The sequence below is a fragment of the Azospirillum brasilense genome, from assembly GCF_005222205.1.
Classification (GTDB): Bacteria; Pseudomonadota; Alphaproteobacteria; order Azospirillales; family Azospirillaceae; genus Azospirillum; species Azospirillum brasilense_G.
On the sequence record NZ_CP032346.1, the window covers coordinates 1,463,490 to 1,478,009 of the forward strand.

The following is a 14,520-nucleotide window of genomic DNA, read 5'->3' on the forward strand; positions in this document are numbered from 1 at the left end:
GCTCCGCCTCACTCCGCCAGCCAGGAGTCGAGGATGCGGGTGATCGTGCCGTTGTCGCGCAGCTTGACGAAGGCGGCCTGCAGCCGCTCCGCCTTCTCCTTGCGCGCCTTGGGCATGGCGATGTAGCGGGGGATCAGGCCGAGCGGCTTGGGCAGGACGCGCACGTCCTTGAGGCGCCCGTCCTGCTTGGCCATGTGGTTCAGCACATGCAGGTCGCCGACGATCACGTCCACCCGGCCCAGGATCAGGCGGCGGAAATTGACCACGTTGCTGCTCGACGGGATCTTTTCCAGATAGGTCGCGGCGTCGAAGTCCGGCGCGTAGGCGAAGCCGTCGACCACGCCGATGCGGTAGGGGGTCAGGTCCTCCAGCCGCTCGAAGGCGATGGGGGAGTCCTTGCGCACCATGAAGACGGTCGTGCCGGTGCGGAACGGGCCGATCATGTTGTACTGCGCGAAACGGGCGGGCGAGGCGATGAACTGGAAGCCGACGTCGGCGGTGTTCTCGTCCATCGACCGGACGACCTCGGTCCAGGACAGCGGCCGGTGGACCGGGGTGATGTTCAGCTCCTTCAGCAGGGCGACGACGATCTCGGTGTCGATCCCCGTGCGGGTGCCGTTGAAGGAGTAGTTGTAGGGCGGGAAATGGTCTTCCGACGCGATGGTCCAGTATTCGGCGCGCGCCGGAAGGACTGCGGCGAACAGCGCCAGCAGGACCGGCAGAAGGAGCCGCAAGGCCGGGCGGAGGATGGACGCCGTCGCCGCCGTCATGCCTTCGCACGCTTCTTGCTGCGGGTGGTCAGCAGGATCATCACGAGAAGGGCGCCGGGCGGCGTCAGGACCACCGCCAGGAAGGCGTAAAGCAGGAAGCCGCCGCGGCGGCCGATCCCCAGAAACCCGACCAGCAGGCAGAGACCGATGTAGATCAGCTCGAACACGGCGATGCTTCCTTCTTTGCCCGGCGCCCCGGCATCGTGCCCTTAGCCGGCCTTCTGGACCGGCTGCTCTTCCATCTGCGGCGCGGCGGCGGGGGCCTCGCCGGCCTCGTCCTTGGCGGCCTCATTGCGGGCGGCCTCGAACTCCTTGCGGAAATGCTCGCGCATCGTCTCGACGTCGAAGTCCAGCAGCGTGCCGCCGGTCTCGAAGTGCTGCGCGAACACGCGGCCGAGCGCCTGGGTGGCGGCCAGCGACAGCGCCGGCATGACGGCGACGCCGAGGGCGGTGCCGATGAACGGAACGGCCTTCACGGCGGAGCCGAGCACGCTGGAGCTGAGCGCGCCGGGCATGACGCCGCCCATCAGCGCGCCGATGATCGCGCGGGTGCGCTCCTGCGCGAACTCGATCTCATAGAGCTTGGCGAGCTTATGGATCAGGTTGAGCTGGGCCACGCTGACCGCGGCGACGTCCGCGCCGGGAACGGGGATGAGTCCGAAGGCGCCCGAGGCGTAGCTGTGATACTTGATCAGTTCCTGGGCGCGCTTCTTACGGTCTACCATGATCCGAAACCTTTCGAGGGTCAGGTGAGGTTGATTTCAGGTGGAAACGGTGTTTTGAAACGCACGTTTTAGGATGTTATGCGTCGCAAGCTTGGCATTCCGAAAGAAACAAAACATCGCCAATCAACCGCTGCTATAGCGATCGGTAAAAGAATGCCCCTATTGTCGCTGGTAAATAAGACGAAGTCCTCGGAACTGCCGTAGGGCGGAGATTGACTGCCCAACGATCCAATATGTCCCAACGACTTGATACATTTTCAGTGCTTAACAACGCATTAAATGCCTATGACCACCGTCGGGGTTTTTGTTGGAAGATTCATCATCTTTCTGCGAATTGTAACAAAGTTCATCATGAGCTTTTCTTTGTGTATTGGCCTCCGCTACCTTTGCGGGAAGCGTGTCGGCAGGTCGAGGGCGCGCGCTGGCAGTTCGTTGCGCGTCCCGGCGCCGACCGCCGCGCCCAGCACCAGGACGGTGTCGCGCACCGGCTGTCCCCCGATGGTCTGCGTGGGCAGGGCGATGCGCAGCAGCAGGCCGTCCCGCGACGATGACGGGGTGTGGCCTTTCAGCAGGCGGAGCAGCGCCCACGGCCCGCGCTCGGCCAGGGTGATGGTGTCGCCGGTCGCCGCGGCGGTTCCGCCCGCCGGCGCACCCTTCGGACGGAAGGGCGACCCGGCGGCCCAGCGGGCGGTCAGCAGGACCGGCTGGCCCGGCGTCCAGGCGAGCGTCCCGCCGTTGGCCGAAGCCCCCACCGCGCTGGCGCCGGAGCGCACCGACCAGTCGATGATGTGCTCCGCCCCGACCTCCTGCGCGCGGTTGGCGCCGTAGGTGAGGCGGACGCTGATCGGCGCCGGGCGCGCGACGGCCTCCAGCAGGGGGCGGGCGGCCTCCATCCGCTCCATGAAGGCGGCGATCTCCGGGGTCGCGGTCCGCATCACCGCCGCCCGGTGGTCGTCGAGCTGCCGGTAGAAGCGGCGGACGTCCTGCGGATCGGCGTCCGGCGCGCCACGCGCCTGTTCGGGGCCGACGAAGGGGAAGCGCCCGGCGAGGGTCTGGGCGAAGGCGGTGGACAGCTTCGACAGGGCGACGTCGCCGTCCGGGATCGGGGTTTCCACCGGCATCCTGGGCGGGAGCGGCAGGTGCGCCACGACGGCAGGTAGCTCCACGACGGCGGGCGGCGGCGCCGCGGGTTCCGGCGACGGGGCCGGCCGCGGAGGCGGAGGAGGGGCCGCAGCGACCGGCTTGGCCGGCTCCGCTTCGGGCGAAAGGAGCTTTGGTTCCGCGGGCTTCGGTTCCACGGGCTTGGATGCCGCGGGCTTGGCTTCGGCTGGCTTGACGGCTTCGGCGGGCGGAGCGTCCGGAGCGGGCGCGGGCAGGGCGGCGGCCAGGGCGTCCGGCAGCGCGGTCACCGCCGGGTTCAGGACCAGGATTCCGCCGTCACCCACCGCGAACAGGGTTCCGGTCTGCGGCGCGTCGAGCGCCAGGACGGCGGCACGGGCGCCGGTCGCGGCGGTGGATAGGGCCTCGGTGATGCGGTCGGTGGTGTCGCGGCCCGGCAGATCGGCGATGGCCGCCTTCTGAAGCATCACCCGGATCGCGTCGGGCAGACCGCGGGCGGGGTCCTGCAAGGCGCCGGCGATCGGCCAGACGACGGCTTCGGCGACGGCGCCGGTCAGGCGGCGGACGTCGTCGACATCCTCGGCGGTCGGCGTCTCCGGCAGGCCGCGCAGCCGTTCGGCCAGGGCCTCGGCGCGCTGGCGCAGCGGGTTGCGGCCGTACAGCTCCTCGGCCAGCGGGGCGGCGAGCTGCACCGATTCCGCGCGCACCGCCGCGGCGATGGTCCGGGCGTCCAGGTTGGGCAGGTCGGCGCCCGCGGCGATGCGCGTGATGTAGCCGTCCGTCGCCGTCATCGGCGACCGGGGAACGGCGCCGTAGACGCTTTCGGCCAGCGCGTTCAGCTCGTCGAAGCCGCTGTTGCGGCGGAAGCGGCCGTAGCGCTCCAGCGCGTCGCGCCGCCCGCCGATGCGGTCGAGCTGCTCGGCGAGCCGGCGGAAGGCGGGCAGATCCTCCACCCGCTGCGGGTTGGCGACCGGCGGCAGGTCGGCCATGGTGGCGCTGGGCAGCAGGGCGTCGCGGATCGGCCGCAGCACCGAACGGCGCAGCGTGACGGAGGCGAGCCGCTTCTTGTCCTCGTCGAAGGTGCTGAACAGCGAGGTCGGCAGCAGCGGCGTGGCGAGGGGACTGCGCTCCATCACCGCCGTGGCGGCGATCACCCGACCGACCAGGGGGCCGTCGGTGGCGGCGTCGCGCGCCAGCAGCGCCCGGCGCAGGTCGGCGGTGGCGGCGGCGACCGGCGGGCTGCCGGCGGACACGCTGGAGACGCCCTGCCACGCGGCGACCGACAGGCCGGCGACCGAGGCGGCGAGCGCGGCCTGGGCCATCCGGCGGCGCTTGTGGGCCTGCTGGTAGGCGGCGTCGGACGGCCGCCCGTAGCCGGCCTCGGCGAAGGCGCGGCCCGGCAGCAGGTTGCGCGCGAAGACCGGACGGCGCCCGCCGGTGGCCGGGGCGTAGGCACCGGTCAGGGCGATGCCGCGCAGTGGGAAGGGCTCCACCTGGTCGTCGCCTCTCCCATCTCCTCCGAGGGCGCCGTCGAGGAACAGCGCCAGCGGATGGCGCAGCGTGTCCAGGGCTGCCGGCAGCAGCGGCAGCCGCACCCCGGCGGTGCCGGCCGCGAAGGCGTCGGCCTCCAGAACGGCGATGTCGGCGGCGATGGCCTCGAACGCCTCGTCAATGCGGCGCGGCTCGAAGGGCTTGGCCCAGTCCTGCGGGTTGGTCCACCCCAGCACGCCGTCCAGCAGGGCCGACGGCATGGCGGCGCAGAGGTCGGTGAAGCCGTCCAGCGCCTCGGCGCGGACCACGACCACATGCACTGGGCCGACGACGCCGAGGTCGTCGCGCAGGGTCCGCAGGCGCTCCCGCAGGGCGGCGCCCCGCTTGGCGAGCGCGTCGCGCGGACCGGGGCGTTCGGCGGCGGCGCGCAGCTCGTCGGCGCCGACCATCAGCAGGACGCCGTCCAGCGGGCGGCGCATCGGCCGCTTGCGCATCGCCGCGACCAGCGCCGGCCAGGACGCCCCCAGTCGGGAACCGTCGGCGGAATCGGCGCCGGCGTGCAGGATCGCCGCCCCTTCGCAGAACCACCAGCAGCCGTTCTCGCCGTTGCCGTCCTCGGGCCAGCGGACATGGGTCGGGTCGGTGGCGAGCAGAGCCGGACCGCCGACGCCGAAGGCGAGGAACCAAGGGATGTCGCCCCGGCGCAGGGGACCGCGCATCTGCCGCGTCAGGATGTCCAGCCCCTCGCCGTAGACGCGGGCGTTGGGCGGCGTGTCGGCGGCGGCCTTCTTCGGCGGTGGCGCCTCGGCGCGGACGCGCAGCGGCGCCGGCGGGGCGGCCCGGCGCGCGGGCGCCTTCCGGCCGGCGGCAGCCTTGGCGGCGGGCTTGCGCCGCCAGCCGCGCAGCTTCGGCCAGACCATCCGGCCGAGGCGGTAGAAAATGTAGAGCGGCAGCGCCAGCAGCGCGTAGGGCGCCAGCGTGACGGCGAAGGACAGCAGATAGACGATGGCGGAGCCGATGGTGGAAAGCACCAGCTCCAGCGTGAGCATCAGTAGGACCATGACAGCCCCATGTCCTCGACCGCGGCGCGGGCGCCGCTCAGATCGCGTTGGATGCCGCCGACGGCGCCGGCCCACAGCAGATGCGAGATTACGAGGAACAGCACGGCGGTCCCGCCGACCGCCCACCACCAGCGTCGCCCGGACGGCGCGAGGTAGCCGGGCACGGCGCCGTCCGGCGGTTCGCAGGCGCGTGGGCTCGGGTGGCTGGCCGCGGCGCGCTCGCCGACGACGATGCGGTGCAGGGCGGGGCGGCGGGCGGTCGCCTGGGCGTCGTCGGGAAAGCCCAGCGCCAGCGCCGCGAGATAGACGGCGGCCAGCGCGCGGTCGGCCTTGGCGCCCTGGCGGATCAGGTCGTCAGCCTGCACGAACAGGGTCTGCAGCGTGGCGTTCGCGCCGAACAGGCGGCTGGAGACAACAGCGTCGGCGGGCCGCGTCTGGGCCAGCGCGCGGTCGGCCAGCATGGCCATGGCGAAGACCGCCTTGACCACCGTGCCGTGCGCGCCCGGCCCCTGCGAGACGGCGGCGGCGCTCATCCCGTGGAGCGTGGCGGTCAGGCGGTCGGCCACCGCCCCCGCCGGGGCCTGCGCGTCGGCGCAGCCGGCGAGCAGATCCTCCTGGAACGCGCGGAACAGGGCCAGCGTGCCGGCGGGTTTGGTCCCCACGGGGGGCGCCTTCGCCGGGTTGGCTTGCGCCAGGGCGGGTTGGGCGGTCACGGCGTTCCCTCCGTCAACGGGGCCACGGTGAAACTCTCCCGTCCCAGCCGCACGTCCAGGGCGCCGGCGCCGTCCAGCGTCTGCCGGTGGGCGCCGGGCGCACCGTACAGCGCGTAGACGAGGGTTCGGGTTGGGGTAGTGGCGAAGGGGGGCAGGCTGTGCAGGAGCACGCTCTGCCCCGGCACCATCTCCCAGGAGGCGATGGCGATGCGGTTGCCAGCCTCGGCGCTCAGCGCCTCGCGGTCGCGGAACCAGCCCGCGGCGTCGAGCCCGGCCAGCCGTCCGGCCAGCACCGGGTCGGCCACCCGCACCACGTCGACCGCGACCGGGCGGCGCCCGTTGGCGTCGGGCTCGGCGACGATGCGCAGCACGGGGGCGTCGGCGCGCCCCGCACCGGGCGCGGGGACGCCCGCGGCACAGCCGGCAATCGTGAGAGCGAGGATCATGGCGAGGCGCTTCATATCAGCCACCGCCGCCGGGCGCCGACTGGCCGACGCAGACATAGCCCGCCGGGGTATGGCGGTACCAGTTGCCGGTCGCCTCGGCGCAGGGGGCGAGCACGCGGTCGTTGCGCTGCGGCTGCGCCACCACCGGAGCCGGGGCGGTGTCCACCTCGCGGGCACCGGCGGGGCGGTTGGTCACGACGAAGCCGTCCTCATCCTCTTCCACGATCATCACGTAGCGGGCGCGCTTGGCGGGGTAGCGGATGCCGACGTCATAGTCGCCGTCGGCCACCTTCTCCAGGATCGCGCCGGGGCGGTCGCTGCCAAGCGGCGCGCAGCCCGTCCCGGCGAGCAGGACCGGCAGCAGCGCCGTCGCGGCGATCAGGGTTCGCATCATCGGGGTGTTCTTGCTCATGCCGGAATCGCTCTGCGCTGGGCGTTGGTGGCGACCGCTGCGGGGCCGGCGGCCTCCATCAGGTCGGGCGGGGTCGGCTCGATGCCGGCCTCGGCCAGCGTGCGGTAGACGGACCGCCAGACCAGTTCCGGCACGACGAAGCTGGCGTCGTAGTCCTCGACCCAGAAGAACAGGTTGTACTTGCACAGCCATTGGCCGTTGACGCCGCGGATGCCGTCGTAGCGGACGAAGGGCGGGCCGCCGGTGGCGCTGGGCAGCACCTTGTCGGCGTTCTGCAGGGCGGTGGTCAGCAGGCCGCCCATCTGGCCGGGGTCGTGACGGGCGTCGGCGTAATATTCCAGCTTCATCGACACCCGGTCGACCGCGCTGAAATTGACGACGGTCGCCTCCGACACCTTGGCGTTGGGCATGGCGACGATGAAGCCGGCGACGTTGCGGATGCGCACCGTGCGCCATGTCATGTCCACCACGACGCCGCGCACCAGATCGGTGATCTGGATGCTGTCGCCGATCTGGAACGGCCGCTCGATGTTCAGGACGATGCCGGAGAAGACGTTGGCGATGTTGGCCTGGATGGCGAGGCCGATGACCATGCCGACGAGGCCGGAGGCGGCGAGCAGGCTGGTGATCGGCTGCTTCAGCACGAAGGCGATGATGCCGCAGCCGGCGAAGCCGAAGACGATCAGGGTGGAGAAGCGGCGGACGATGCCGGGGATCTTGCGCTGGGTGCGGATCTCCAGCGGGGTCCAGACGAAGCGCTCCAGCGTGCGGTCGACCAGGATGGCCGGGACGATCCACCACAGCACGTTGACGCCGTTCACCACCATGGCGATCCCGCTTGGCGGCAGCGTCGCCACCGCCTGGTCCAGCACGATGTTGCCGACGGACATCAGCAGCAGCGGCCAGGACAGGATGCGCATGAACAGCGTCTGGATCTTCCAGAACTGGCCGCGGTCGCGGCGGTCCATGAAGGCGGCGAAGACCGCCAGCACGGCGCTGAAGATGGCGATGTAGACGAAGAAGTCGCGGTGGATGAAGTCGCGCGCCGCCGGGGCGTCCGGGGTGGCGACCACGCCGAAGTCGACGCGCGAGAAGTCCGGCTGCGGGCGCCCGAAGCCGACATAGTTCGGGTCACCCTCGCTGCCGACCGAGGCGACGTCCTGCGAGATCCAGGCGCGCGACAGGCGCCAGCCGGGCGACGGGGCCAGCACCCGCTTGGCGCGGAGCTGGTCGAGCAGGGTGGAGCTTTCGCTCTCGCCCTCCAGCGCGCGGCGGAAGCGGTCGGCGAGGCCGGGATCGGCGGCCGACGCGGTCTCCGCCGCGGCCATCGCCTTCAGCTTCTCCACGAAGTCGTTGGTGTCGACCAGCGACATGCCGAGAACGTCGGTGACGAACATCACCGTGTTGCGGTTCTGCGTCCGGTGGCGGAAGCTGACGCCGACCGTCTGGCTGCCGTAAGGCGGGCGCTGGTCGAAGACGTTCAGGGCGAAGCGCCCCTCGATCCGGTAGGCGACGTAGGTGGTGACCTCGCCGCGCTCCTCGCGGTAGGGCTTGCCCAGTTCGACCGGCTTGACCGCGTTGGTGAAGACGACGTCCGCCGGGTTGAAGGCGCCGCGGTAGCGGAACCAGATCGTCAGGTTCAGCGTCGCCTCGTTGGCGTCCGGGTTCAGGTCGCGGATCTCGTGGAGCTGGACGCCGGTGTAGATGACGTCCGTCTTGTACATGAAGCGGTCGTTGACGTAGAGCGCCCGGCCCTTGGTGACTTCCTCCAGGAAGTTGGAGACGCCGGCCTCGCGGATCGGCTGGAGCTGGGTCAGCGCCGCCACCGGGTTCAGGCCGTTGTAGGAGGCCATCATCACCGGCAGTGTGGCTTGGCCGCGACTGTCGAAGGTCCAGGTGCCGACCGTGCCCTGGAAGGCGGTCTCGGCGCGGTCGTGGTCGGCGATGGCGCGGCGGAGCGCTTCGCCGTCCGGCTTGCCGGTGGCAACGTTGGTCTTCGCGATGGCGCCGGCGATCAGGTCCACGCCGTCGGCGCCCAGCGCCGCCGCCCAGTCGGGCACCGCGTTGAAGCGCTTCACATACTGACCGTAGAAGCGCTGCGCCCGCTCGTTGGCCGTGTCGAACAGCACGGGCGAGGACACCAGCAGGCCGTGGCCGTAGGCTTCCGGGGTCAGCGCCTTGGGGTTGGCCTGGGCCTGGGCGACGATCTCGGTGCGGAAGGCCGACGAGGCCATCTCCGAACTGCCGGCGATCAGGTTGCGCACCCCGGCGTCGCGCAGCGCCACCACCACCCGCGCGCTGTCCACCGCCGATCCGATGACGACGACGGCGCCGGTCGGCATCTTCTCCTTCACCGCCTGGGCCAGCGCCGGCAGGGCGCCGGCACCGCCGCGGCCCGGCGCGAAGGTCCACTGGCCGACCAGCTTAGTGCCGAAGCGCTGGAGAATCGCGTCGAACTGCCCGGCCTGCGATGCCGCCTGCTCGCTGTCCTCGCGGACGATGGCGACGGTCGGCTCGCCCACCACGTTGCGCACGTAGTTGGCGAGGAAGCGCGTCTCGTGCGTGCGGTCCAGCGTGATGCTGAACAGCCAGGGGCTCGGCGCGGCGTCGGCCGGGCGGATCAGCGGGCGCGGGGCGATCAGCGGGATCTGGCGCTGGGCGTAGATCGCCGTCGCGCTGTCGGCGGCGTCCGGCGTGTGGCCGATCACCGCGAGGACGGAGGGATCGTTGGAGACACGCCGGGCGATCTCCAGCGACTTGCCCTTGTCGCCCTCGTCATCGAAGGGCTTGATCACCACGGGGCGTCCGGCGATGCCGCCCGCCGCGTTGATGGTGTCGGCGCGCAGCGCCGCCCCCTTGCGCAGGGCCAGCCCCAGCGCCGCGTCCGGCCCGCTGAGCGGCCCGACGACGGCGACGGTCAGCGGCTCGCGCGCGCTGTCGCCGAGGAAGCCGGCGCGGACGACCAGGGAGACCAGCACGGTGACGAGCATCGCCGCCGCCAGGATCAGCGCGAAGCGCGCCTTCTTGGTCAGGTGCGACCAGCGCAGCGGCGGCCGGGAGCGGGGCTGGAGCGAGCTCAGCATGGGGTGGGCCTCGGGCGGTCCGTGTCGGGGTGGAAATAACCCTCTCCCCCCTGGGGAGAGGGTGGCCCGGAGGGCCGGTGAGGGGGTTGCGCGTGGCGGTGCATCCGGCACACGCGCAACCCCCTCACCCTGACCCTCTCCCCAGGGGGGAGAGGGGAAACAGCGATCGGCGCGCGCATCCTCATTGCTCCTGCATCGCGTGCTGGAGGCCGTTGAGGACCGGCGAGAACACATAGTCGAGGATGGTGCGCCGCCCGGTCAGGATGCTGCAGGTCACGCGCACGCCGGGGAACAGCTCGTAGGTCTTGCCGCCGTAGTCGAAACGGGTCACCGGCAGCTCGACGCGGACCTTGTAGTAGGACTGCTTGTTGGCATCGAGCAGCGTGTCGGGGCTGATCGTCCGCACCCGCCCCTCGATGTGGCCGAAGCGCGAGGCGTCGCCGCCGGCCAGCGTCACCACCACCGGCTGGTCGGGGCGGACATAGCCGATGTCCTGCACCGGCAGGCGGGCATCCACCACCAGCTTGCCGTCGCGCGGCACCAGCTCCACCACCGTCTCGCCGGCCTTGACCACGGCGCCCTTGGTGGAGACGGCCAGCGTCTTGACGATGCCATCCATGGGTGCCCGCAGGCTGCTGCGGTCCAGGCTGTCCTGGTAACGGGTCAGGCGCTGCGACAGCTCGTCGTGGTTGCGGCGGGCCTCGTCGAGGGCGTTGCGGCTCTCTTCTTCGTATTTGCGGCTGATCCACACCAGCTTGCTGCGTGCCTCGGCCAGCGCCGCCTCGGCCTGGGCCAGGGTGGCGCGGTCCTCGGCGATGGCGCTGCTGACGCGGGCGTCGTCGCGCAGCAGCTCCAGGTGCTTCATGCGGTTGGTGATCTCGCGCTTCAGCAGGGTCTCGCTGATGGAGAGCTGCTCGCGGATCAGGCCCTGCGCCACCTGGGAGCCGCCGATGCGCGCCCGCACGGCGGCCACCTGCTGCTCGCGCTGGGCGATGTCCTGGCGCTGGATGTCGAGGTCGGAGGCCAGCCGGTCGCGGCGGGCGCGGAAGAGGTCGCGGGTCTGCGCCACCAGATCGGGCCGCTCGCGCAGCAGCCGCTCGGGGAAATCGATGGCCTCGCGGCGCCCGACCTCCGCCTCCAGCCGCGCGGTGTCGGCGGACAGCGAGCCGAGGCGCAGCTTCAACTCCTCCAGGTCGGCGCGGATCTTGGTCTGGTCCAGCTCGACCAGGGCCTGGCCGGCGGTGACCGAATCGCCTTCCTGCACCAGGATGTCGCGGACGATGCCGCCCTCGAAATGCTGGACCGACTGGTTGTAGGACAGAGGCACCACGTCGCCGGGCGCGCTGCTGGAGACGTTCAGCTCGGCGATGGCCGCCCAGCCGAGTGCCGCGAGGAAGGCAGCGATGCTGACCGCGAACAGGCCGTCGCCGAAGCGGCTTTCGGTGTCCGCGGGTTCCGTTCCCAGAAGGGGAGTGGGAATGGCGGTCGGCCCGGACAGGGCGGGGCCGGCGGCGGGCTTGCGGGTCAGCAGGGGAAGCGGCTTCATGGCGTCACCAGCCCCGCCGCTTCACGGGCGGCCACTGTGCTATTCGGTTGGTCGAGGTCGAGCACCAGCGAGGCGCCCTGGAGGATGCGCGGATCGTGGGACGCGATGATCACCGTGTGGCCGCTCCGCGCCAGCTCGATCAGCGTGCGGTAGACGGTGGCGGTGCCTTCCGAGTCCAGCCCGTCGGTCGGCTCGTCGAGCAGGATCAGCCGCCCGCCGACCGCCAGGGCGCGGGCCAGCGCCAGCCGGCGGCGGTGGCCGGTCGGCAGCTCGTGGCCGAAGTTGCGCAGCGGCGTGTCGAGTCCCTGGGCGCAGTCGGCCACTGTGCGGTCGGCCCCGGCGCGGTGCAGGACGGCGTGAAGCTCCGTCTCCGACAGGCGCGGGTTGGCGAGCAGCAGGTTCTCGCGGATCGTGCGGTTGAGGAACACTGGCTCCTGCGGCAGCAGCCCGATCTGCTGGCGCCACCAGGAAGGGGCGAATTTGCGGATGTCCACGCCGTCGGCCAGCACGGCACCCTCCTGCGGGTCGGCCAGACCGGCGATCAGGCGGATCAGCGTCGATTTGCCGGAGCCGTTGCGGCCCTTCAGCACCAGGATGTTGCCGGCGGGCACCGACAGGTTCAGCCGGCGCAGCAGCGGCGTGACGCCGCCCGGCGGGGTGAAGGTCAGGTCGCGCAGCTCCAGCGTGCCGGCGTAGCGGGGCAGGCTGGTGCCGCCGGTCGGCTCGACCGCGGTGCGGGCGAACTGCTCCAGCCGCGCCTGCGCCTGCCGGGCCATCGCCAGGGACTCGCCGATCTGGGCCAGCCGGGTGAAGGGGGCCAGCGCGCGGCCGACCAGCAGGTTGATGCCGATCAGCGACCCGACGTCCAGTTCGCCGCGCACCACCAGGACGGCGCCGGTGGCGATCACCGCCACGCCCTGGAGCGCCTGGAGGCTCTGCGCCGCCGACTGGGCGCGGCCCTGGCGCATCGACATGCGCTCGCGGACCACGCGCAGCGCCTTGGCCGCGCGCTGCCAGTCGCCGAGGAGCGGCTTGGCGCCGCCGAACAGGGCGACCGCGTCGCGCCCGACGATGGCGGTGGTGACCAGACCCTGGGCGTCGGCGCCGGCCTGGGCGAGGTCGCGCCCGACCGTCCGCATGTCCGCCTGGGCGAGCAGCCCGGCGGCGATGGCCAGCAGCGTGAAGACGAGGCAGATCGCCGCGAGCGGCCAGGAGATCAGCGCCACCACGAGGATGAAGCCGAGCGCGAAGGGCAGGTCGAACAGAGTCGCCAAGTTGGCGGAACCGAGCGCGGAGTCGATCTGCTCCGGCGCCCGCAGCGCCTCGCGCCGGGCCGCGTCGCCCTCCGCCGATCCGGCGCCGCTGCGCGCGGTCATCAGGATGCCGAAGGCCCCGGTGGTCAGACGCTCGTGCTCGGCCCGCCCGATGCGCCCGGCGATGCCCAGCCGGACGTGGCGGAACAGGTGTTCGAAGGCGATGGACAGGACGACGCCGACGGTCAGCGCCGCCAGCGTGGAGTCGACGCCGTGCGTCACGTACCGGTTCAGCACCAGCATCGTGTAGAAGGACGAGGCCAGCCCCAGCAGGTTCGCCGCCAGCGACGCCGCGAAGACGCGGGCGGTCAGCCGCAGGTTGGCGCGCAGCCGCAGCACCAGCAGACCGATGGCGCCGCCGCTCATCGCTGGTCTCCCGTGCCGCGCCGGCCCTGATCGCGCCCACCCTGATCGCGGAAAGCGCCGCGGCCCATCGGGGCCAGCTTCGGCATCGGCTTGGTCTGGATGTCGGCGGCCTTCAGCCGGCCCATGGCGGCGAGCAGGCGGTAGCCGGCCAGCACCAGCTCCGTCTCCGCCGCGGCGGCGTCGCTGCGCGCGTTGATCAGCGTCGTCTCGCCCGACAGGATGTCGATCAGCGACCGGGTGCCCAGCTCGCGCTCCGACCGCGCCACGTCGAGGAAGCCGGCGGCGAGGCTCGCCTGATCGTTCAGCAGCTGCACCTGGGCGCGGGCGCTTTCCAGCCGGTTCCAGCTGTTGCGGACGGTTTCCAGCACCGTGCGCTCCTGGTCGGCCCAAGTGGCGTCGGCGGCCCGCAGGTCGGCCTCGGCCAGCCGGATGCTGTTGAGCGCGGTCAGGCCGGTGTTCAGCGAGAAGGTGACTTGGAGCTTGAACAGCAGCTCGTTCTGCCGCCCGGACTGCCCGGCGACGTCGCGCTTGATGTTGTGTTCCACGAAACCGTCGATCCGCGGGTAGAGGGTGCGGCCGCGCACCGCGGTCACCGCCTCCTGCGCCGCCGCGGTGGTCAGGGCCAGTTCCTGAAGGCGCGGGTTGTGGCGGCGCGCCTCCTCCACCGCCGCGTCCATCGACACGGGCAGGCCGGCGCGCGTCATCGCCAGGACCTGGGCGTTGCTGACCTGGAAGGGAACATGGCCGAAGAAGGCCTGGAAGCGGCTCTGCGCGTTCTGCGTCGCCTCCTCCGCCGCGACGCGGCGCGCCTGGGCGCCGGCCAGCTGGCTCTTGGCCTGGAGAACGTCGGTGGAGAAGCCGAAGCCCTCCTGAAGCCGCACCTCCTCAAGCCCGGTCTGGCGCCGGATGTTGTCCTCGGACTGGCGCGCGAAGGCGAGGAGCTGATGGGCACGGACGAGTCCGGCGTAGGCGGTGAGGCCCTCCACCAGCAGCTCCTGCCGGGTGCGCTCCACCGCGATGTCGGCGCGGACCAGAGTCACCTGGGCGCGCCGGATGTCGGCGTTGGTCGCGTCGAAGTCCCAGATCAGCTGCGTCGCCCGCGCCGAAAACTGCGAGGCGTTCATGTCGGTGTTGGGCAGGCCGGCCGGCTTGGTCGTGCTCTCGCGCCCGCCGTTGGCCGACAGGCTCAGCGTCGGGAACCAGCCGCCATGGCTGACCCGCAGGGCGTTGCGGGCCCCGTCGGCGGCAGCCTCCGCCCCGCGCAGGCGGTCGTGGGTCTCCGTCGCCTTGCCGATCAGCGCCACCACCTCGTCACGCGGAGCCGCAACCAAAGATTGTGGCGCTCCGGTCAGGAGCGGAAGCGCAACCGTGGCGATAAGACAAAACTTGTGCATGAGGGTCCTGGAGATCGCCGCATGTTTAGGCCGTTCGGCCTACAGCGATGATGATCTTAGTCGAGAACTCTCATACTCATT

At 71.7% G+C, this 14,520-nt stretch carries 11 protein-coding genes; all 11 read right to left on the bottom strand.

Features of this window, described 5'->3' with window-relative positions; genetic code table 11:
• Positions 1-8: 8 nt before the first annotated feature.
• The 11 genes from D3869_RS20700 to D3869_RS20740 all read right to left on the bottom strand — a co-directional run bounded on the left by D3869_RS20700 (position 9) and on the right by D3869_RS20740 (position 14,376).
• A complete protein-coding gene (locus D3869_RS20700; protein ID WP_137141703.1) occupies positions 9-770 on the bottom strand; it encodes a substrate-binding periplasmic protein in 762 nt (253 codons plus the stop codon).
• The gene (locus tag D3869_RS33170) at positions 767-937 is read right to left on the bottom strand and encodes a hypothetical protein (RefSeq protein WP_172428501.1); all 171 of its coding nucleotides are present in this window, start codon (positions 935-937) and stop codon (positions 767-769) included. The genes D3869_RS20700 and D3869_RS33170 overlap by 4 nt, the downstream gene beginning before the upstream one ends.
• A 42-nt stretch (positions 938-979) precedes the next feature.
• Complete coding sequence (locus tag D3869_RS20705) at positions 980-1,495, bottom strand: YcjF family protein (RefSeq protein WP_137141704.1); 516 nt, start codon at positions 1,493-1,495, stop codon at positions 980-982.
• A gap of 380 nt (positions 1,496-1,875) precedes the next feature.
• On the bottom strand, positions 1,876-5,166 hold the full coding sequence (locus D3869_RS20710) for a type VI secretion system protein (protein WP_247895814.1): 3,291 nt from the start codon (positions 5,164-5,166) through the stop codon (positions 1,876-1,878).
• On the bottom strand, positions 5,154-5,879 hold the full coding sequence (locus D3869_RS20715; RefSeq protein WP_175426537.1) for a hypothetical protein: 726 nt from the start codon (positions 5,877-5,879) through the stop codon (positions 5,154-5,156). Before D3869_RS20715 ends, D3869_RS20710 begins: the two co-directional genes overlap by 13 nt.
• On the bottom strand, positions 5,876-6,325 hold the full coding sequence (locus D3869_RS33175) for a hypothetical protein (protein WP_175426538.1): 450 nt from the start codon (positions 6,323-6,325) through the stop codon (positions 5,876-5,878). Before D3869_RS33175 ends, D3869_RS20715 begins: the two co-directional genes overlap by 4 nt.
• Before the next feature lie 16 nt (positions 6,326-6,341).
• A complete protein-coding gene (locus tag D3869_RS20720; protein WP_137141706.1) occupies positions 6,342-6,737 on the bottom strand; it encodes a hypothetical protein in 396 nt (131 codons plus the stop codon).
• The gene (locus tag D3869_RS20725; RefSeq protein ID WP_137141707.1) at positions 6,734-9,820 is read right to left on the bottom strand and encodes an ABC transporter substrate-binding protein; all 3,087 of its coding nucleotides are present in this window, start codon (positions 9,818-9,820) and stop codon (positions 6,734-6,736) included. Before D3869_RS20725 ends, D3869_RS20720 begins: the two co-directional genes overlap by 4 nt.
• 181 nt (positions 9,821-10,001) lie before the next feature.
• Positions 10,002-11,366 carry an HlyD family type I secretion periplasmic adaptor subunit gene (locus D3869_RS20730; protein ID WP_137141708.1) on the bottom strand — a complete coding sequence of 455 codons (1,365 nt, stop codon included), beginning with the start codon at positions 11,364-11,366 and terminating at the stop codon, positions 10,002-10,004.
• Positions 11,363-13,045 carry an ATP-binding cassette domain-containing protein gene (locus tag D3869_RS20735; protein WP_137141709.1) on the bottom strand — a complete coding sequence of 561 codons (1,683 nt, stop codon included), beginning with the start codon at positions 13,043-13,045 and terminating at the stop codon, positions 11,363-11,365. The genes D3869_RS20730 and D3869_RS20735 overlap by 4 nt, the downstream gene beginning before the upstream one ends.
• A complete protein-coding gene (locus D3869_RS20740) occupies positions 13,042-14,376 on the bottom strand; it encodes a TolC family protein (protein WP_247895815.1) in 1,335 nt (444 codons plus the stop codon). The genes D3869_RS20735 and D3869_RS20740 overlap by 4 nt, the downstream gene beginning before the upstream one ends.
• Positions 14,377-14,520: the final 144 nt, after the last annotated feature.